Consider the following 17,977-nt stretch of genomic DNA (forward strand, 5'->3'; position numbering starts at 1 on the left):
CTTTGTACCGGATGCGCTGGCACGAATGTCAATCCGCCTCAGAGCCCCCTTACCGCCGGGCCTCAACCCACAGGCATTGAGAAGTGCCGCCGCTCCAAACGATTGATCCACAGTGCGATGCCGCCGCCAGCCGATGAGCTCGTTCGCCATCGGCCTTGCCTTGCAAGCTTCAAAACAATACCTGACTCAGCCAGCACGCGGATCAAAACCGCGTCCTCACCATCGAATAGAAGCGGTTCCTGGCCGGCGTTCACACATGGATAGGTATTCGGTAAATTCAAGCTGCTGATTCTGCTCAAAACAGGACATGGCATAACGAAAGGCAGCCTCGCCATGCCCAGCCTTCGCAGCACGGGCCATGTACTCATTGCCTTTATCAACGTCGGCAGTTGTCCCAATTCCCTGCTGGTAAGCAATTGCGAGTTCAAAGGTGGCTTGCGCCAAGCCTGGGGGGATTGCGTTCGGGCCATCTTCTGAGAAGTAGACCTGCCAAACGCTTTCATCAATCCTCAACAGCCAGTGCAGGTACTTCTTGTGCCTACGCTTGTTCACTCCACCGGTTTTGGTCTTGAATTCCTGCAGTCGCCTCAGCATGATCTCGGGGAGGCTTTTGCTTTTTCCCACGTTGACTGAGTCGCCTTGCTTCTTAGCGAACTCGATGGCCTCACGTGCTGCATCGGCAGCAAGGAGACTGGTTTCTTCTGCTTCATCAAGTTGCCCAAGCTCTAGATAGGCGTCAGCCAAAGCCGCTAAGGCGTCTGGGTAGTCTTCGTAGGTCCACCCGCCTGTATCGTTACCGTCGACGGAATTTTTGGCCTTTTCCCACATCAAGCGGGCGGAATCAACTGCCTTAGTTGCCCATTTGAAGAACTCGTTGGGATCCCGTTGAACGCCGTCACCGAATTGATATCGACGCGCCAGTTTGATGCTCGCAGCTGGATCCGCCGCCGCCGCACCTTTGATAGTCCATTCTGCAGCGCGCTCGGCGGACTTCTGTCCAAGGTCCATTTTGGTATGGGCTTCTGCCAGCACGAACATGGCTTCGGTATCTTTCAGCTTGGCAGCTTTTCCCATCAACTCCCAGAATTTTTCAATGTTTCTTGGGGTGCCAAGTCCATCCCGATAGGCCAAGGCCAAATCGAAATAGAGTGAGGTGATCTGAAGGTCTTCAGCGCCCTTTTTCATCCATTCAAAGGCTCGAACTTGATCGGGCTCGGTTCCGCTCCCCTGCTGATACGCTGCCACTACCTCCTCGACCGCAGCATGCACCTCCAAAATGGCTGCGTGCCTTGCCCACTGAAACCGGGCGAATGGGTCGTCCATGAGCTTCTCGAGCTCTTCGAGGTAGAGCGACTCTTTGTCAGCGGCACCGCTGGTGATCAGGCGGCTAAGTGCATTTGCGTCCACAGTTGCTCCGTTCGTTCTTGTTCGAAAGCACAGTTCAACGTGCTTGTTGACCCCGATGAAAACCGCCTTCGTCGCCATTCAACCCTCCTCCGGGCTCGGTCATTGTCCTTCGTTTGATGACTAGTGATTTGCAGCTCAAGTCATATCGCTGTACGGCCGAATTGGGTCGTCTGCAGCCGATGACGCCGGGGCAAGTAGTCGTACACGAGCCGCGAACCAGCAGGTCGCATTCGAGTGACTGGTGACGGAGGTGGAGCGGTCGATCGAGTCTGTAGATATCGAATACCCGCTCAGCGTGGACGCCGACGCTCACCGCGCGCGCGCCAAAGCCGTAGACCAGCCTGAAGCAGGTACAGCGAGCCCCAGAAGCGGGCTGATGTCATGGGGGACAAGATCAACTGATCAGCGTCCTGTCCATGTAGCCACGCTAAAACGAGAGCAGACCGAGCAAGCATGCGGCTGTGTCTGCCCTGGGTGTGGTGCGCCGCCTGTCTTCAAACGGCACCTCCCCACTTTAAAGCGGTCAGGATTTCGCTCACACGCTTTGCACCGGCTTTTGTTTGCGCCGCCATGAACGGGCTCTGGCCGTCGAGCAGAGGGTGTTCTTCTCGCATCCAGCCGTCTGCGTCTGCTTCTGTTTTGAAGGTGTCGCGAGCCATTGCAGCGAGTTCAGCAGCATCGGTTTCACTGTGATTCGAGGTCTCAAGCGATTTCACGACCGTCCAAGCTCCAACATTGCATGCAATCATTTTGATCAATTTGCACCGCAAAGTTCGCGGTTTCATTGACCTGATTCTTGAGCTTCATCCTCTCTCAGTCGACGGATGCGTTGAAGCGCGAGCATCGCAGAGACCAGGGTTGAAGGTTTGAGACCGCCTTCAAGCATCAGTCGCTGGTGCAGCTCGACGTTCAATTGAGGATGCCGATTTCGGTCGTCGAACGGCCCTTTGTCCGCGTATCGATCTTGGCATTGCTGGTCGAGTTTCATAGGCGGAAAATAACATGCATCCTCACGCCAGGCGCGTGGAAAAATCATTGACCATTGATGTTGTAGTGTCGAAGTCGACGGTCAGTCTGGGCACGGCCGCCTGTGAAGGTCGACGAGGAGGGGCCTAGAGGTGCATCGCATCTTTACGAGGAGCGCTCGGCAGGATTCGACACACTCTGGGGCGATTTCAGTCAATTTCAGTTCGCAGCTTAAATTCAAGATCGATCGTAAGTACCTTGTCTGTCATTGCCAATGACCTTTCCGGCTATCGGCCATGCTGAACTGAATGACACCCGCCAGCCAGAACTGCCAGAGGTCTTGTGTGACGACCCCACAGGCAGGCTACGTTCACCGGAACCGCGAGTCACGATGTCAGCACTAATGACGGGCCGGAATGCGCACAAATTCAAGGCTCACGATCACACGGAACTTACTTTTTCTAAACGCAGGGGCACTGGCGTAAACGTCGGAAGCACAGCGTGCTTTCGATAGTCGTCGCGTCCATCGTGCAAGTCGTCCAGATAGTCAGCCCAGACCTGCATCATTTGTCGGCGCTCCTCGCGAAACTGGGTGCGGTTGTACGCGCGGCCGTTCGCGTCGCTCACCTGGTGCGCCAGTTGAAGTTCGATGACATCCTTGTTGAAGGACAACCTTTCGTGCAATAGCGTCCGTGCAGTCGCACGGAACCCATGTCCTGTAAGCTCGTCTTCGGAGTAGCCCAAGCGTCTAAAGGCTTTATTGAGCGTGCTATCCGATATCGGACCGCCGCTCGCCCCGGTACCAGGGAACACAAAGTCCCCCCCGCCTGTAAGTTGCTTCAGTTCTTTCAAGATGCGTACTGCCTGGCGGGCGAGAGGCACAAAGTGCTCAGCACCATTGATTTTTTCTTGCTTCAAGCGCTTCATTGCATCGGACGGCACAAGCCATTCGCCTTTATCCAGGAAGAAGTTGCACCAACGTGCATGCCGAAGCTCGCCTGGGCGAAGAAATAACATGGGCATAAGTTGCAAAGCGGCTACTACCACAGCCGTTCCTTGATAGGTGCGAGTAGCCCTGATCAGTTTCGCCAGTTCTCGGGGTTCTGTGATGGCAGAAAAATGAACGGGATGATGCTTCCTTAGTAATTTCTTCAAGTCGCGGCAGGGATCAGCTTTGAGCAGCCCTTCACCAACCCCAAAGCAAAAAACGTTTGACGCGTGCTCCAGCGCACGGTGCGCAGTCTCGGTCGTTCCCTTTTTCTGTATGCGCCGGCATATATCCAGGATTTTTGGCGGCTCTATAGAGGCGATCGGCTTGCGCCCAATATCCGGAAACAAATGGATTTCCAGGCGCCGAATCACTCGACGTGCGTGGGTATCCACCCAATCAGACTTCCGAGTTTCGTACCACCTGAGCGCGACGTCTTCGAAGCTGCCTCTGGGGGCCGCTCCGGTCAAGGCGCGGCGCTCATCTTCCAACTTAGCAAGGGTGGCGATCTTCGTCTCGTGTCGGTCGGCACTAGGGTTGATTCCCGATGCCGCCAGTTGCTGCAGCGCCAGTGCTTTTTGGCGGGCCAGGGCAAGTGTCACTTTCGGATAGACGCCCAGACTAATCGTCTGTCGTTTCATCTCGAAAGTGTAGTCAAGGCGCCAAGCGTGCCTGCGCCCGGGAACTCTACTTGCGAGCAAGTACAGCCCGCCTCCGTCAGACAACCGTGCGAGCGGCTTTTCAGGTTTCCATGCTTCGATTGCTAGGTTGCTCTTGATCAGTTGAATTGCCATCGTCGTGCCTTGCGCGTGGTCGTAGCGCGCTTTGATTAATCGGGTGCCGCAGGGTTTCACTGCGATGACCAAATTGTTCCAAGGCCGACTCAACTATCGGGCGAAGAGGGCAAGTTAGGGTGGGGTAGATTTTGGACCTCCCTGGACAATTAACCCCTGAAACAGATGCATCCCAGCGCCTGGATCTGCCCGCCCAGAGGAGCAGCATGCGCCGCAATCACTCACCGCAGACCGCCTTGAAGCTCAGAGTACGGTGTGATCAAGGCCGCGAGCCGAAGCTGCCTAAGCCTGCGGCTTCTCCGCCCGCCTCTTCGTCACAGGAACAAATTCCGGTTGCTCCGCATGAGTTCGATAGTCGGATCGTCCCTCACGCAGTTCATCCAAGTAGTCTGCCCACTTTTGCATCATTGCCTTGCGTGCGTCAAGGAACTCGGCGCGGTTGTAAGCGCGCCCATTCACATCTTTCACCTCATGCGCGAGTTGCAACTCAATGATTTCACGGTCGACCGACAGCGCCTCACGCAGCAATGTCCGGGCGGTGGCCCGGAAACCGTGACCCGTCGCGATATCCGAGGTGTAACCCAGCACCCGCAAAGCAGCGTTGATCGTTCCGTCAGACATGCTTCTTCCCGCGCGCCCTTCTGCTGGAAAAACAAAGTCCGTTTTTCCCGTCAGGCGATACAACTCTTCGAGGACTGCGACGGCTTGCCGAGGAAGAGGCACGAAGTGAGGAGCCCCCAAATTCTTTTGCACTTTTGTTCGCTTCATGCGCTGCGACGGTACGAGCCAGATGGCGTTTACAAGATCGAACTCGTCCCATCTAGCCTGACGGAATTCGCCTGGCCTAAGGAAAAGCATTGGCGCCAATTGAAGGGCGGACCTGGTCACGAACGAGCCGTTATAAGCATGGATCGCTTTGAGCAGCTCGGCGAGCTCCCGGGGCTTTGTGATCGCAGCGAAATGCTTCACCACCGGTTTCTTTAGAGCTCCGCGCAGATCACGGCAAGGATCGGTCTTAAGAAGACACTCGGCAATACCAAATCTACAGACGTTGGAACAATGCTCAAGAGTACGGTGCGCAGTTTCAAGCGTACCTTGCGATTCGACCCGACGACAGACCTCAAGGATGGCGGGGGGTTCGATCGAGACGATCGGCTGCCGACCGATATACGGGAATACATGTTGTTCGAGCCGTCGAATGACCTTCGATCCATACGAATTCATCCAGTCCTCTTTGCGGATCGCGTACCAACGGCGTGCGACATCCTCGAAGCTGTTCTTTGGCGCCTCTCCTTTGAGCAATCGACGCTCCGCATCGATTGCTTCGACGACTGCGACCCTTTTCGCCTTGCGCTGCGCGCTAGGATTGATGTCGCGCGCGACCAAATTTTGGATCTCGCGCGCCTTCATTCTTGCCAGTTGCAGATCCACCTTCGGGTAGACGCCCAGGCTAAGCGTCGCGCGTTTTCTCTCAAAGGTGTAGTCGAACCGCCAAGCGTGTCGCCTGCCAGGGACCTTGGCCGCGAGCAGAAAGAGCCCTCCGCCATCCGACATTCTTTCCAGAGGCTTCGGTTTCCACGCCTCGATTACCCCGTCATCCTTGATCAATTCAATCGCCATCGTCGTGCCCTTTGCGCGGCTTGCGCGCGTTGGTTCATAGGCACCGCAGTGACTTTTCATGCTGATACTCACGTTTTTTGAGTATCAGCAGCAGTCACTGCGGGACGACCGGATTTCGATGGAGTAACTCGGACACCGTCGGACAACAAAAAAGCCCTAACGCATTGCTACGTAAGGGCTTTTGGACATCCTCGGTGTTCCGCGGACGTAAATCTGGTGGCCTGGGGCGGAATCGAACCACCGACACGCGGATTTTCAATCCGCTGCTCTACCGACTGAGCTACCAGGCCTTGTTATTCTTTTCATCACTTCTTTGCAGCAAAAAATGCTTCAAATCAGCGAAGACCGCGACTATAGCACTAAATTCCGCCGCCGCGCTTATTCCGACTCAAATCGACACCCAACTGCTTGAGCTTCCGATACAGATGCGTGCGCTCAAGCCCGGTCTTCTCGGCCACGCGGGTCATCGAGCCATTCTCTTTCGAGAGGTGGAATTCAAAATAGCTCTTCTCGAAGGCATCACGGGCCTCGCGCAAAGGGCGATCAAGCTCGAAGCTCTGCTCCGACGCCAAACCCATCGCCGGTTGCACCATCTGAGGCAACAAGCCGAGGTTGGGCGCCGTATATTGGGCCGGCATCTCACTGCGCATATAGGTCGACACGCCCACCGGCGGCGCCGGCCTCGGCGCTACCTTGACCAATGACTGCTCAACCGCACGCAACAGCTTTTGCAAGGTGATCGGCTTTTCCAGGAAGGCAATCGCGCCGAACTTGGTCGCCTCAACCGCCGTATCAATGGTGCCATGGCCGCTCATCATGATGACAGGCATGGTCAGCAAACCAGCGCCACCCCATTCCTTCAGCAAAGTGATGCCGTCCACATCGGGCATCCAGATGTCGAGCAGGACCAAATCCGGTCGCATACGCTCACGCACGGCGCGAGCCTGCGCAGCGTTTTCAGCCATTTCTATCGTGTGACCCTCATCGCTGAGGATTTCTGACAACAAGGCTCGAATGCCTAATTCGTCGTCAACTACAAGAATTGTTGCCATGGAGTCCTAGTTCACGCCGGCTTATCTGCAGTGCCGGCGTCGACCGCTGCAGTTGAAAATTTTGAAAATGATAACGAAACTTGCGCACCTACTATCGGCTGGGCCTCATCCCCGGCCACATGAAGATTATTCAGGCGGATGCGCGCGCCATGTTCGTCAGCGATTTTCTTGACCACCGCCAAACCTAAACCGGTGCCTTTGGTCTTGGTGGTGACGTAGGGCTCGAAAGCCCTTTTGAGCACTTTCTCGGCGAATCCTGGGCCATTGTCGGTGATGTAAAGGCGCAACACACGCGCTTCGCCGCTTTCTGTGAAAACTTGCGCCGTGCGCACCATCACTTGACCGTCCGGGCGCTCTTGCACCGCATCCAAAGCGTTTTGAACCAGGTTGTGAATGACTTGCCGCAATTGTGTTGCATCCCCCTTCATGGGGCAGGCGTCGGGCGCCAATTCGGCCAGCAGGCGACCCGCCTCCTGTGCTTCTGAATAGAGCGTTAGCACTTCGCTGACGAGCGCATTCAGGTCCAGGACCTTCAGCTGTGCCGACGGCAGCCTTGCGTAGTCCCGGAACTCGTTGACCAACTGTTTCATCGATTGCACTTGATTGACGATGGTGGCCACCGACCTGACCAACATCGCTTGGTCGGCCCCTTCAAGCTTGGATTCCAGCTTGTGCTGCAAGCGCTCGGCCGATAGTTGAATCGGCGTCAAGGGGTTCTTGATCTCATGCGCGAGGCGCCGCGCCACCTCGCTCCAGGCGGCCGAGCGCTGGGCAGAAACCACCTCGGAAATGTCATCAAACACCATCAGCCGCGCGTTCTCTGGCAGTTTTGCACCGCGCACGAGCAGCGTTAGGACATCTTTGCCAGCGTCCAACTGCAGCTCGAATGCATCCTGCCAATGCTCGGTTTCCAAGTCACTTTGCGCCTCCACGCCACTCAGCCGAACCGAACTGTTTTGCTCGAAGCGCTGCATGATTTCGTCTGCAAAGGGCTGCAACTGCGGCAACTCATCCAATTTTCGGCCGCGCAGATCTTCCGGCGGCAGCCGCAGAATACGCACCGCCCCCGGGTTGACGGTCTCGATGCGCGCCTGGGCATCAAAGACGATCACGCCGGCGGTCAGGTTGTCCAGAATGGTTTGCAGATGGGTGCGCGCACTCTCCAACTCGGCCACGCTGCGGCCCACCATGGCACGCGCGTCCGAGAGTTGTTCGGTCATCTCGGCGAAAGAGCGCGTCAGCCCGCCGAGTTCATCGCGCGAGGCCAGCATCGGCTTGCGGCTCAAGTCGCCCTGCGCCACCTGGCGCACGCCGTCGGCCAAGAGCAGCAGCGGCCGCGCTAACTGGTTACCCAAGGTGACGGCCAATAGCAGCGCCGCGAACACCGCCAAAATCAACACCAGGGTCAGCGTGCCGATATACATGCGGCGCAGGCCGTCGCGTTCCAGCGCGCGCTGCTGATACTCGCCGCTTGCCGCCTGCACCGCCAAGGCGTTGGCCACCACCGAGGCGGGCACCCGCTGCACCACCATCAAAAACCGCTCCCCGGAAACGCCATTGCTGCTGCCGTTGCCGAGCCGCAAGTCCGTGTTGGGCAACAGGGCCAGGGCGCGAATAAGCGCATGCCCTTGCAAGGCCAGCGCTTCGTCTTCCAGACCTTCCAACTGACTCACAACGTTGATGCCGCGGGCCTGCCGCAGCATGGCGTCCGAAGGCCTCGCCGCCGTCAGCGTGCTGGTATCGCCGCCGGACGACATCAATATCTGCCCATGGCCACCGACCAGGTCCACGGTACGGGCGCCCATTTGCTCACGCAGACGCTCCAAGGCCAAGGGTTGCGGCATGCCGCCACTTTCCGACAAACGCCCGGCCGCTGCCAAGGTTTTGACCGACAGGTCACTGACCAAGCCGTCCAGGGTGGCTCGACCCAGATTCAACCCCGCCTCCAAAGCGCTGGCCAATCGCACATCGAACCAGCTCTCGATGCTGCGATTGACGAACTGGTAGGACACGCCGTAAATCATCACACCGGGCACCACCCCCACCAGGGCAAAGATGCCGGCCAGCTTGAGCAGCAAACGGCTGCCGAATTTGCCGCTGCGCACCCGCAATACCAAGCGCACCGCCGCCACGCCAATGACCAAGACCAGCAGGCTTGCCACGGCCGCGTTGAGCCAGAACAACCAGACATAGTGGCGTTCGAAAAAGCCCAGTCGGGAACTGACCCCGATCGAAAGCAAGAACGCCAATACCCCGCACACGCCCGTCACGATCACCGTCGAGACGACCCAGGCCCAGCGCGTTCTTCTACTCAATGCTCGCCCTCGTCAGCGTTGCGCGGCGGCGCCGCGATGAGGCATGTGGTCTTGCCCGCTTGTTGATCAAGCGTCGCGGCCTTCATGGCGTCGTTAGGCTGCTGCTGAAATCGGCCGCCAGGTTCAAGGTGCGTTCGATATTCAAACCCCAGCCTTGGGGCGAGCCCAAACCGATCTGCATGGGCTTGGGCAGTTGGCTGGTGTCCAGCCGGTAGCTGAACTCGAGGTAAAACCTGCCCTCGTCTTCCAGCTCGCGGTTTTCTGCGATCCGCCATCCCGATGCGCCGCGCAAGGACAGCAAGGCATCGGAGAGGCTGAAGTAACTCTGGTTCAGCCCGCCGGTGCTGACCTTGAATTGGCGTGTCAGCGGCTGCCAGGCCAAGCGCCAGGTCCGACTGGCGCGCGCAGCCCGGGCATCGCGCCAGTACCAACGATTGCGCAAAACGCTGGCCTCGGCGACGAAATAGATCGGCACGCCCTTCATCAGCGCATCTTCGGCCGCCCGAGTCAGCTCAAAACGGGTACTGAAACTCAGCTCCAAACCCTCTTCGGTCCGCTGAGTGCTCAGTTGACTGAGTTCCACGCCATCGGCCAGGGCATGGCGGGCCAGCAGGCCCAGCAATGCCACCAGAAGCAGAGCAGGCAGCAGGCGCCAGAGGCGCCACGCCAGCGGGCTTGCAGCCCGGCCCTTGGGCAATGGGCGGGCTGGTGTAGCAGTGGATAGGACTGGCGGCGGAGTCAAGGTCGGTTCGAGTCTTTGCTGATGAGCGCCATTCGGCGCTGCGTCACGAGTTCAGAAATTCTTGATCAGCAGCGCGTAATAGAAACCATCCAAGACCGATGTCTGCCCACCCGCTGCCTCGCCATTGTGAGTGAGCGGAAGCAAATGCCCGCTCACGCCGGCCACATCGAAGCGTTTTGCGTCGGTCTGACGTTGCAAAAATGCATCTATTTGCTTTTCACCCTCGGCCTTGAAGATCGAACAAGTGGCGTAGACCAAGCGCCCACCCGGCTTCAGCGTTGGCCACAGGGCATTCAGCAGTTCGGTCTGAATGGCGGCCAGATTGGCAATATCGGTCGGGCGGCGCAGCCAGCGCACATCCGGGTGGCGGCGCACGATGCCGGAGGCGCTGCAAGGCGCATCCAGCAAAATCGCATCAAACGGCCTGCCATCCCACCAAGCGGCGCAGTCGCGCGCGTCGGCGGCCAATGTCCGCGCGCTTGAACCCAGGCGAGTCAAGTTGTCCTGCACGCGGGCCAAGCGGGCCGCATCGCTGTCCAGAGCAAGCAGATCCAGGTCGGCAAGTTCAAGCAAATGGGCCGTCTTGCCGCCCGGCGCCGAGCAGGCATCCAAAACGCGCGCGCCGGCCGGCAAAGCCGGCAAGCCTCCGAGCGCGCCAACGGTCAAGGGCGCGGCCAGCTGCGCCGCGGCGTCCTGCACCGACACATCCCCGTCCGCAAAACCCGGCAACAGGCCGACGGGCAGCGCGCGTTCCAACACCAAGGCCTGTGGCGCCAAGGCGCCGGCGGCCGTGGCTTTGATGCCGGCTGCGGCCAAGCGCGCCAAATAGCTTTCGGCATTGCCGCGCCTTGCGTTGACGCGCAAGGTCATCGGCGGATGCTGGTTATTGGCCTGCAAAATCGCCTGCCAATGCTCGGGCCAGTCGGCACGCACCTGGGCTATCCACCATTGAGGGTGATTGAAGGCGGCCGGCTCCGAGGCTTGCACGGCCTGCACGATGGTGGCGCGCTCACGCAGAAAGCGCCGCAACACCGCATTGACGAAACCGGCACTGGCCGGCGCTCGCTTGCGGGCCGCGCTGACCACTTGGTCGACCACGGTGTGATCGGTATAGAGCGGCGCCGTGCCCGGCGCGCAAGGCCACAGCAAGGCCAAGGCGCTGACCAGCAAGCTGTCGACCTTGGGCGGCGGCGCCTTGGGAGCCAACAAGGCGCGAGCGGCCTCGGCGCCGCCCAGCAGGCGCAGCACATAGAAGCTCAGCGCTTGGGTCGCCGGCCTCAGCTCGGCCGGGCAGCGGGCCAAGACCTCGGTCAGCGAACGGCCAGAACGCACCGCCTGCACGGCGTCGGCCACTTGCAGCATCAGGCGTTGCAAGGGCGGGGAAAGTGGTGGGTTGGGTTTTTCAGTCACGCTTTCAGTGTAGGTCAGCGCCACGATGCGCACGCAGGCAAGACCTGACACTGCGCGGGCTTTGCAATCCGGACACAATGTAGAACTTCAGCCTAAACGAGAAGCTTTATGAGCGGCGATTCGTCCACCAAGATAAGCCTAGACGCCCAACAACTGGCGGCCTTGCCGGCCTCCGAGCGTGTGCGCATGCGTTTGGTCAGTGCCGGCTGCCGCCACCATGCGAATGACAATATCGCGGACTTCATCGAGCCCGGCGAGTTGGAGCAGCTCCAAGCCGAGGTGCAGGCGCAAATGCAGGGCGTGTTGCGCGCGCTGGTGATTGACACCGACAGCGACCACAACACGCAGGACACCGCCAAACGAGTCGCCAAGATGTTTGTGCAGGAGATCTTCAAAGGCCGTTACCAGCCGATGCCGGCGGTGACCGAGTTCCCGAACGTGACGCGGCTGAATGAGCTGATGATCGTTGGCCCCATCACCGTGCGCAGCGCCTGCTCCCACCACCTCTGCCCCATCATGGGCAAGGTCTGGATCGGCCTGCTGCCTAACGAGCATTCCAATCTGATCGGGCTGTCCAAGTACGCGCGCATCTGCGACTGGATCATGAGCCGCCCGCAGATTCAGGAAGAAGCCGTCACCATGTTGGCGAATGAGTTGCAAGAGCGCGTGCAACCCGACGGGCTGGCCATCGTGATGGAGGCCGACCATTTCTGCATGCATTGGCGCGGCGTCAAGGACAGCGAGTCCAAGATGACGAACAGTGTGATGCGTGGATCCTTCATGAAGGATCCCCATCTGCGGCGCGAATTCCTGTCATTGATTCGATAGACCATCCATCGGCCCCTCAAGGAACTCCCATGCTAGTCCACCTTCTGTACGCCAGCCGCGCCGCCCATACGATGAGCGGCCAAGATCTCGTCGCCATCCTCAAGCAGTCACGTGAACACAATGCCGGCGCGGGGCTGACCGGTCTGCTCTGCCATAGCGACGGCGTCTTCATGCAGTTGCTGGAAGGTGGCCGCGACGCCGTCAACGCGCGCTACCAACGCATCGCCAGTGACCCGCGCCACAAGGATGTGATCCTTTTGAGCTATGCCGAAATCGCCGAGCGCGAATTCGCCGGCTGGACCATGGGGCAAGTCAATCTGCACCGACTCAACCCCGGCTTGGTGCTGAAGTACAGCGCCACCAGCCACCTCGACCCCTACAGCATGAGCGGCCGGGCGATGCTGTCGCTGTTCAGGGAGCTGGTGAGTTCCGGTGCGATCGAGTGTTCTTGAATCAGGTTCGGCCGACGTCAGCGCCTGACGCGGCCGTCGCCGGTCAGCATGGATAGCTCGACAAAGCTCGAGGCCACGCGCCGCCCCGGACCGAAATTGACCGTAAAGCCACCGGCGTTGTAGTTGCTCAGACTTTCCAGCCCCGCAATCAGGCTCTCGCGCGTCAGGGTTTTGGCGCGCCGCAGGGCTTCGGTGAATACCTTGGCGGCCAAGAATCCCTCCATGCCGGTGTAATTGGGGCGCAAGCCGTTGCCCGCCTTCTGCACGGCAGCCTGATAGTCGGCAACCACGCCATGGGCGATGCCAAAGGGATAGGGCATGACTTGGCTGACAACGACGCCAAGCGCCTCTTTGCCGAGTTCGTCAGAGAGCGCCTGGGTGCCCACAAACGAGACGTTATAGAAGACGCCGCCGTAGCCGGCCTTGCGAGCCTCGCGGATAAAAGCCGCGCAGCTTTTGTAGGCGCTGACCATCACGATGGCCTCGGGTCGGCCCACCACCAACTCGCTCACCGCCTTTGCCACGTCGACCGTATTGCGCTCCACCGTGGCGGTGGCGACGGTCGTCAGCGACTGGCTCGTCAGAGCCCGATTGACGCCCGCAAGGCCGGCCTTGCCATAGGCATCGTTTTGATAGAAGACCGAAATCTTCTTCAAGCCCAGATTGGTCATTTGATTGACGATCAGGGCGGTTTCATCGTAATAGGACGCGCGCAGGTGAAACACCCAGCGACTCATGGGCACGCGCAGCGCCTCGGCCCCGGTGAAGGGCGCAAAGAGCGGCATGTGGTGTTGATTGATCAGAGGCAAGGCGGCAAGGGTGGTGGGCGTGCCCACATAACCGAACAGCGCCAGCACATCATCTTCGATGAATTTGGCCGTATTGGCCTCGCAGCGCTGAGGCTCGTAGCCGTCATCCAGGGTTTGCAGATCAATCAGGCTGCCGGCTATGCCGCCGCTGGCGTTGACGGCATCGAAATAGAGTTTGGCGCCGGCCTGCATCTGCAAACCCAGTTGGGCAGCGGGGCCGGTCAAGGGGGCCGATTGGCCAAGGACGATGCGTTTGCGACCAAGGGCCTGCGCTTGAACCAAAGCGGGGAGAGACAGCGCGGCCATTGCGCTCAACACATGTCGACGAAGCAAGATCGGTCTCCCAATTTCTGATGAATCGAGAGCATCGCCGTCAAATAGAGGCCTTTGAAGTTGCGCCGCTAGGTCAAACGGCAAGAGCGTGACTTCTTGCTCATTACACCGGAACTTATCGGCAAATTGCCCAATTCAAAGCGAACGCGCTTCACGAAAACCATACAGGCTTGCCAGGATGCGAGTCGGGAACTGCGTGATCGCTTCGTTAAACAGCCAAACCGCTTGATTGAACAGCTGACGAGAGAAAGTGCGCCGGCGCTCGACCATTTTCAACTCATCGACCAATGCATAGAGATCGGCATGCTCGCGCAGCTCGGCATGGTGCTCAAGCATTGACATCAAGCGGGTCAATGCTGCCGCATGCACGGCGCTGGCCACCCCCAGCGCGCCAACTGGCTCCGCCACATAAGGGCGAGGTCGGGTGGCTTGGGCCGACGCTCGCACCTCGGCCTCGGCCTGCTCCAAGGCGTCAAAGGTGGCCTTCTCGTTGCTGAGCAAGGGCTCCAGCAATACAAGCAGCTTGCTGCACAAGGCCGCGCGCGCGCTTAGATGTTCGTCGAGTTGCACAAAGGCGGCATTGATGCCATTGCGCAAACGCATCAGCCGGTTGTAGGCGCCAATGCCCCAAAACAGCAGCAGCGCCGCCACCGTCCACAGCGTCCAATTCAAACCGCTCATTGCCGCGACTCGCTGAATTCTTCGAAACCACGCGCACGCAACTCGCAGGCCGGGCAACTGCCGCAGCCATAACCCCAAGCATGGCGCTGCGTGCGTTCGCCCAGATAGCAGGTATGGGTATGCTCGACGATCAAATCATTCAGCGCCGCACCGCCCAGGCTTTCGCTCAAGCCCCAAGTCTGCGCCTTGGTAATGAACATCAACGGCGTCTCCACCGTCATCGGAGCGTCCAGCCCCAGGCTCAGCGCCACTTGCAAGGCCTTGAGGGTGTTGTCGCGGCAGTCCGGGTAGCCGGAAAAGTCGGTCTCGCACATGCCGCCCACCAGCACCGAGGCGCCGCGCCGGTAAGCCAGCGTGGCCGCGAAGGTCAGAAACAGCAGATTGCGGCCGGGCACAAAGGTATTCGGCAAGCCATTGGCCTGCATCTCGATGGCGCGGTGTTCGGTCAGCGCGGTGCTAGAGATCTGGGACAGCAGACTCAGGTCGAGCAGATGATCCTCGCCCAGCTTGGCGCCCCAGGCCGGGAAGCGCGCGATCAACTCGGCGCGTACCGTTTGCCGGCATTCCAGCTCGATGCGATGGCGTTGACCGTAGTCAAAGCCGATGGTCTCAACCGAGGCATAACGGTCAAGCGCCCAGGCGAGGCAGGCGGTCGAATCCTGACCGCCGGAAAACAGCACCAGGGCTTTGCGGGAGGCGTTGGCTTGTGGATATTCACTCATATCGCCAGTGTGCCAGGGTCGGCGGCCATGCTATGTTCCCGACCGAAACTCTTGGAGCCCGCGCATGACACCCCGCCTTCTTCTTCCTTTGCTATTAGCCCTGCCCGGCCTTGCCCAGGCTCAAAGCAGCAAGATCAGTCATGTGTTGGTCTACCCAGGCGGCGCCACCGTCGAGCGGGTGGCCAAGGTGGCCGCCGGCGCACAAACGCTCAAACTCAGCTGTCTGCCGACCCGATTCGACCTCGATTCGCTGCAGCTGCAAGGCGATACAGGCACGCAAATCGGTGATGTCAGCGTGCAGACCATGGCGCGCGAGCGCGCGCCAGAATGCGCTAGCAGCCCGCTCGACGCCAGCATCCGTGCGCTTGAGGACAAGCAGGCCGACCTGAAGGCCGAGATCGATGCACATGAGCTGGTGCTTGGTTTTCTGAAGAATTTCGGCATGGGCTCAAGCCCCGGCGCAGGCAATCAAGTCGCCATCGGCAGCACCGCCGAGTCCTTGCGACGCAGCGGCCTGGAGGCGATGCAGCGCCAACATCAGCTGCTGCGTAAAAAGCAATTGATCGAGCAAGACCTGACCCCGCTGCTGGCCGAACGCGACCGCCTGATCAAGGCCAACCCGCAGCTGCGCAGTTTGCAGATCCGCCTGGCCGCCGAGCAGGCCGGCGAGTTGCGGCTGAGCTACCGTGTCAGCCAAGCGGGCTGGACGCCGGTCTACCGGGCCCACTTGGACACGGCCAAAGGGCAGCTGCGCCTGGAGCGCCAAGCCCAGGTGGCCCAGAACAGCGGTGAAGACTGGAGCGGTGTGAAGCTGCGTTTGTCGACGGTGCAGCCGCGTCAAAACACCGGCATCGCGCCGCCCTACCCTTGGACGCTGGACATCCTGCCGCCGCTTCAGGCGCAAGCAGAAATGCAATTCTCGCGGGAGGCTCCGGCTCCGCCGGCGATGGCCATCGCGCGCAGCCCGCTGGCCCAGTCGCAAGACGAGTCCGCACGTTTCGATGTCAGCGTCTTCCAAGGGGAATTCGCCGCCGAATTCGGCGTGCCCGGCCTGGTCAATGTCGCCAGCGACGGCCAGCGGGTTGGCTATTCACTCGGCAGCGAGTTGGTGGACGCGCAAGTGCTGCGGCGGGTGCAGCCGCAGCAAGAGGCGCAGGCCTTTTTGATGGCCGAGCTGGCCCGGCCCGCCGGCTCCTGGCCGAGTGGCGCACTGCAACTGTTTCGCGACGGCGACTTCGTCGGCAACAGTCAGTTGAATCTGGGCAGCGAGGAACGGCTGGAGCTGTTCTTCGGCCGCGACGAAATGCTACGGGTCAAGGTCGAGCCCGAGCAGCGCGGCGGCGCCAACGCCGGCTTCATCGGCTCGCGCGCCGAACAGAAAATCGGCCGCGCCTTTGTGCTGGAGAACCTGCACAAAAAGCCGGTGCAGTTGCAAGTGCTGGAGGCCTCGCCGGTCGGAAGGCACGAAGACATCCGCGTGCAAACCGTCTTCAATCCCAAGCCCAGCCTTGAGGCCTGGAAGAAGCAGCCCGGCGTGGTGGCCTGGGAGCTGCCACTGGAGGCCGGCAAGACCTTGCGCATCACGGCGGAGTATTCGATCAGTTACCCCAAGGATGCGCGGATAGGCGGGCTGCGCTAACTTTTCTCAATTTGCCTGGCTTGCCGATACAAGGCCAGCCAGGCGCCTCCGACAATGGCGGCCAGCGCCAGCACCGCGCCGGCCGACAACAGCGACAGCCCGGTGACGCCTTGGCCGATCGAGCAACCCATCGCCGTCACGCCGCCAAAACCCATCAGCACACCGCCGAGCAAATGGTCGCCCATGTCCCGGGCGCTGCGGAACGATTCCCAGAAGAATTCCTTGCGCAGCAGCGCCGACGCCAAGCTGCCCAGCAGCACGCCCAGTGTCAGCGTTACGCCAAAGGTCGCGGTGTTGTTGCGGTCGGACCAAAGCGTCAACAAGTCCAGGCTCTGCGCCAAGGGCGCGGCAAAGCTGAAGCCCTCGGGTCGGTGCGAGTAGGTGCCCATCCAGGCTGCTTCCAAGGTATCCGGATGCTCGGCAATAAAGCCCAGATGACCGGTCAGCGCCCAAGCCGCAACCAACAAAGCGCCCAGCAGCACGCCGCCCCACCCATGGCCGGGCTCGAGGCTTGCCCGCTTGCGCCACAGCAACAGACCGGCCAATAGCAGCAGCAAGGACAGCAGCGCGGCGCGCACAGGAGTCGCCGAGGCAATGCCCAAAGCCGAGGCCAGCAGCGAGCCCAGATCTTGCGGCGTGGCGAGTTGCCAGCCAAAGGCGTCCAGGAACTTCACGCGCAACTCGGCCAATACGCCGCGCAGCGTCATCTGCGCCGTCACGGCAGCCACGATCAGCGTCACCCAAGCCTTCATATTGCCGGAAGCCGCCTTCACCAGACTGCGCTGCGGGCAGCCCGAAGCCAGCACCATGCCGTAGCCGAACAGCGCGCCGCCGACCAAATAGGACGGCCACAAAAACCGCTCGCTCCAGGCCATGCTGCGCGAGGCATCCAGCCAGCCGATCTGCATCAGGCCAAAGCCGCCGGCAGCGGCAACCGCGACCGCCAAGACCCACATCAGCAGGCGCGATGTACCGCCATAGCTGTACAGGTCCGAGATGGCGCCGCGGGTGCAAAAGCGCGTGGCCTGGGCAAGCGCCCCAAGCGCCAAGCCGAGGGCCAGGCCGCCCCAGACGACGGCGGCGCTGGCTTCGGCAGGATTCAATGGCAGATGCATAAGGATCAATCAATCAATCAGTCTTTGGCGAATGGTTGGAGAAACAAGCGAATTGGACCCAGGGTTTTCACTGATCTCATTTAATGAGTGCAGGCTTATATTTG

General features: G+C 60.1%; 16 protein-coding genes and 1 tRNA gene. 3 read left to right on the forward strand and 14 right to left on the reverse strand.

Annotated elements, in window-relative coordinates:
* Positions 1-216: 216 nt before the first annotated feature.
* The 10 genes from LNV07_RS23240 to rsmB form a co-directional block, all read right to left on the reverse strand.
* Positions 217-1,485, reverse strand: coding sequence for a tetratricopeptide repeat protein (locus LNV07_RS23240; RefSeq protein WP_263573588.1), 1,269 nt, complete (start codon positions 1,483-1,485; stop codon positions 217-219).
* Positions 1,486-1,901: 416 nt separating this feature from the next.
* Entirely contained in the window at positions 1,902-2,192 is a 291-nt protein-coding gene (locus LNV07_RS23245; protein WP_263573589.1) for an MbcA/ParS/Xre antitoxin family protein, read from the reverse strand.
* Complete coding sequence (locus LNV07_RS23250) at positions 2,189-2,395, reverse strand: hypothetical protein (RefSeq protein WP_263573590.1); 207 nt, start codon at positions 2,393-2,395, stop codon at positions 2,189-2,191. The genes LNV07_RS23245 and LNV07_RS23250 overlap by 4 nt, the downstream gene beginning before the upstream one ends.
* Before the next feature lie 419 nt (positions 2,396-2,814).
* On the reverse strand, positions 2,815-4,155 hold the full coding sequence (locus LNV07_RS23255; RefSeq protein WP_263573591.1) for a tyrosine-type recombinase/integrase: 1,341 nt from the start codon (positions 4,153-4,155) through the stop codon (positions 2,815-2,817).
* A gap of 282 nt (positions 4,156-4,437) precedes the next feature.
* Positions 4,438-5,835 (reverse strand): tyrosine-type recombinase/integrase, encoded by a 1,398-nt coding sequence (locus LNV07_RS23260; RefSeq protein ID WP_263573592.1) that lies wholly within the window; start codon positions 5,833-5,835, stop codon positions 4,438-4,440.
* Positions 5,836-5,989: 154 nt separating this feature from the next.
* Positions 5,990-6,065 (reverse strand) — tRNA-Phe (locus LNV07_RS23265).
* A 69-nt stretch (positions 6,066-6,134) separates the two neighbouring features.
* A complete protein-coding gene (locus LNV07_RS23270) occupies positions 6,135-6,827 on the reverse strand; it encodes a response regulator (protein WP_263573593.1) in 693 nt (230 codons plus the stop codon).
* A gap of 11 nt (positions 6,828-6,838) precedes the next feature.
* A complete protein-coding gene (locus LNV07_RS23275; protein WP_263573594.1) occupies positions 6,839-9,142 on the reverse strand; it encodes a sensor histidine kinase in 2,304 nt (767 codons plus the stop codon).
* 82 nt (positions 9,143-9,224) lie between these two features.
* A complete protein-coding gene (locus LNV07_RS23280) occupies positions 9,225-9,770 on the reverse strand; it encodes a DUF4390 domain-containing protein (protein WP_263573595.1) in 546 nt (181 codons plus the stop codon).
* A 165-nt stretch (positions 9,771-9,935) separates the two neighbouring features.
* Positions 9,936-11,294 carry a 16S rRNA (cytosine(967)-C(5))-methyltransferase RsmB gene (gene rsmB / locus LNV07_RS23285; protein ID WP_318013797.1) on the reverse strand — a complete coding sequence of 453 codons (1,359 nt, stop codon included), beginning with the start codon at positions 11,292-11,294 and terminating at the stop codon, positions 9,936-9,938.
* A 186-nt stretch (positions 11,295-11,480) separates the two neighbouring features.
* On the opposite strand from rsmB, the gene folE reads away from it, so the two are divergent.
* The gene (folE, locus tag LNV07_RS23290) at positions 11,481-12,122 is read left to right on the forward strand and encodes a GTP cyclohydrolase I (RefSeq protein WP_263573757.1); all 642 of its coding nucleotides are present in this window, start codon (positions 11,481-11,483) and stop codon (positions 12,120-12,122) included.
* Between the two features lie 29 nt (positions 12,123-12,151).
* A complete protein-coding gene (locus LNV07_RS23295; RefSeq protein WP_263573596.1) occupies positions 12,152-12,574 on the forward strand; it encodes a BLUF domain-containing protein in 423 nt (140 codons plus the stop codon).
* Positions 12,575-12,591: 17 nt separating this feature from the next.
* Here the strand turns inward: LNV07_RS23295 and LNV07_RS23300 are convergent, their stop codons facing one another.
* From LNV07_RS23300 to queC, 3 genes are all read right to left on the reverse strand, one after another.
* Positions 12,592-13,719, reverse strand: a complete 1,128-nt coding sequence (locus LNV07_RS23300; protein ID WP_397545600.1) for an ABC transporter substrate-binding protein — start codon at positions 13,717-13,719, stop codon at positions 12,592-12,594.
* 132 nt (positions 13,720-13,851) lie between these two features.
* Entirely contained in the window at positions 13,852-14,397 is a 546-nt protein-coding gene (locus LNV07_RS23305; protein ID WP_263573597.1) for a LemA family protein, read from the reverse strand.
* Complete coding sequence (gene queC / locus LNV07_RS23310) at positions 14,394-15,119, reverse strand: 7-cyano-7-deazaguanine synthase QueC (protein ID WP_263573598.1); 726 nt, start codon at positions 15,117-15,119, stop codon at positions 14,394-14,396. Before queC ends, LNV07_RS23305 begins: the two co-directional genes overlap by 4 nt.
* A 64-nt stretch (positions 15,120-15,183) precedes the next feature.
* Here queC and LNV07_RS23315 point away from each other — a divergent pair, with 64 nt between their 5' ends.
* Positions 15,184-16,758 (forward strand): DUF4139 domain-containing protein, encoded by a 1,575-nt coding sequence (locus tag LNV07_RS23315; protein WP_263573599.1) that lies wholly within the window; start codon positions 15,184-15,186, stop codon positions 16,756-16,758.
* Here the strand turns inward: LNV07_RS23315 and LNV07_RS23320 are convergent.
* The gene (locus LNV07_RS23320) at positions 16,755-17,873 is read right to left on the reverse strand and encodes a YeeE/YedE family protein (protein WP_263573600.1); all 1,119 of its coding nucleotides are present in this window, start codon (positions 17,871-17,873) and stop codon (positions 16,755-16,757) included. The genes LNV07_RS23315 and LNV07_RS23320 overlap by 4 nt on opposite strands.
* Between the last annotated feature and the right edge of the window lie 104 nt (positions 17,874-17,977).

Source organism: Roseateles oligotrophus, assembly GCF_025717515.1.
GTDB classification, from domain to species: domain Bacteria; phylum Pseudomonadota; class Gammaproteobacteria; order Burkholderiales; family Burkholderiaceae_C; genus Paucibacter_A; species Paucibacter_A oligotrophus.

Excerpts from the sequence above, each read along its gene's own strand:
- LNV07_RS23320 (WP_263573600.1), bottom strand. The coding sequence starts at position 17,873 with ATGCATCTGCCATTGAATCCTGCCGAAGCCAGCGCCGCCGTCGTCTGG.
- folE (WP_263573757.1), top strand. The coding sequence starts at position 11,481 with ATGCGTTTGGTCAGTGCCGGCTGCCGCCACCATGCGAATGACAATATC.
- LNV07_RS23315 (WP_263573599.1), top strand. The coding sequence starts at position 15,184 with ATGACACCCCGCCTTCTTCTTCCTTTGCTATTAGCCCTGCCCGGCCTT.
- LNV07_RS23295 (WP_263573596.1), top strand. The coding sequence starts at position 12,152 with ATGCTAGTCCACCTTCTGTACGCCAGCCGCGCCGCCCATACGATGAGC.
- LNV07_RS23240 (WP_263573588.1), bottom strand. The coding sequence starts at position 1,485 with ATGGCGACGAAGGCGGTTTTCATCGGGGTCAACAAGCACGTTGAACTG.
- LNV07_RS23305 (WP_263573597.1), bottom strand. The coding sequence starts at position 14,397 with ATGAGCGGTTTGAATTGGACGCTGTGGACGGTGGCGGCGCTGCTGCTG.
- queC (WP_263573598.1), bottom strand. The coding sequence starts at position 15,119 with ATGAGTGAATATCCACAAGCCAACGCCTCCCGCAAAGCCCTGGTGCTG.
- LNV07_RS23260 (WP_263573592.1), bottom strand. The coding sequence starts at position 5,835 with ATGAAAAGTCACTGCGGTGCCTATGAACCAACGCGCGCAAGCCGCGCA.
- LNV07_RS23270 (WP_263573593.1), bottom strand. The coding sequence starts at position 6,827 with ATGGCAACAATTCTTGTAGTTGACGACGAATTAGGCATTCGAGCCTTG.
- LNV07_RS23250 (WP_263573590.1), bottom strand. The coding sequence starts at position 2,395 with ATGAAACTCGACCAGCAATGCCAAGATCGATACGCGGACAAAGGGCCG.
- LNV07_RS23245 (WP_263573589.1), bottom strand. The coding sequence starts at position 2,192 with ATGAAACCGCGAACTTTGCGGTGCAAATTGATCAAAATGATTGCATGC.
- LNV07_RS23255 (WP_263573591.1), bottom strand. The coding sequence starts at position 4,155 with ATGGCAATTCAACTGATCAAGAGCAACCTAGCAATCGAAGCATGGAAA.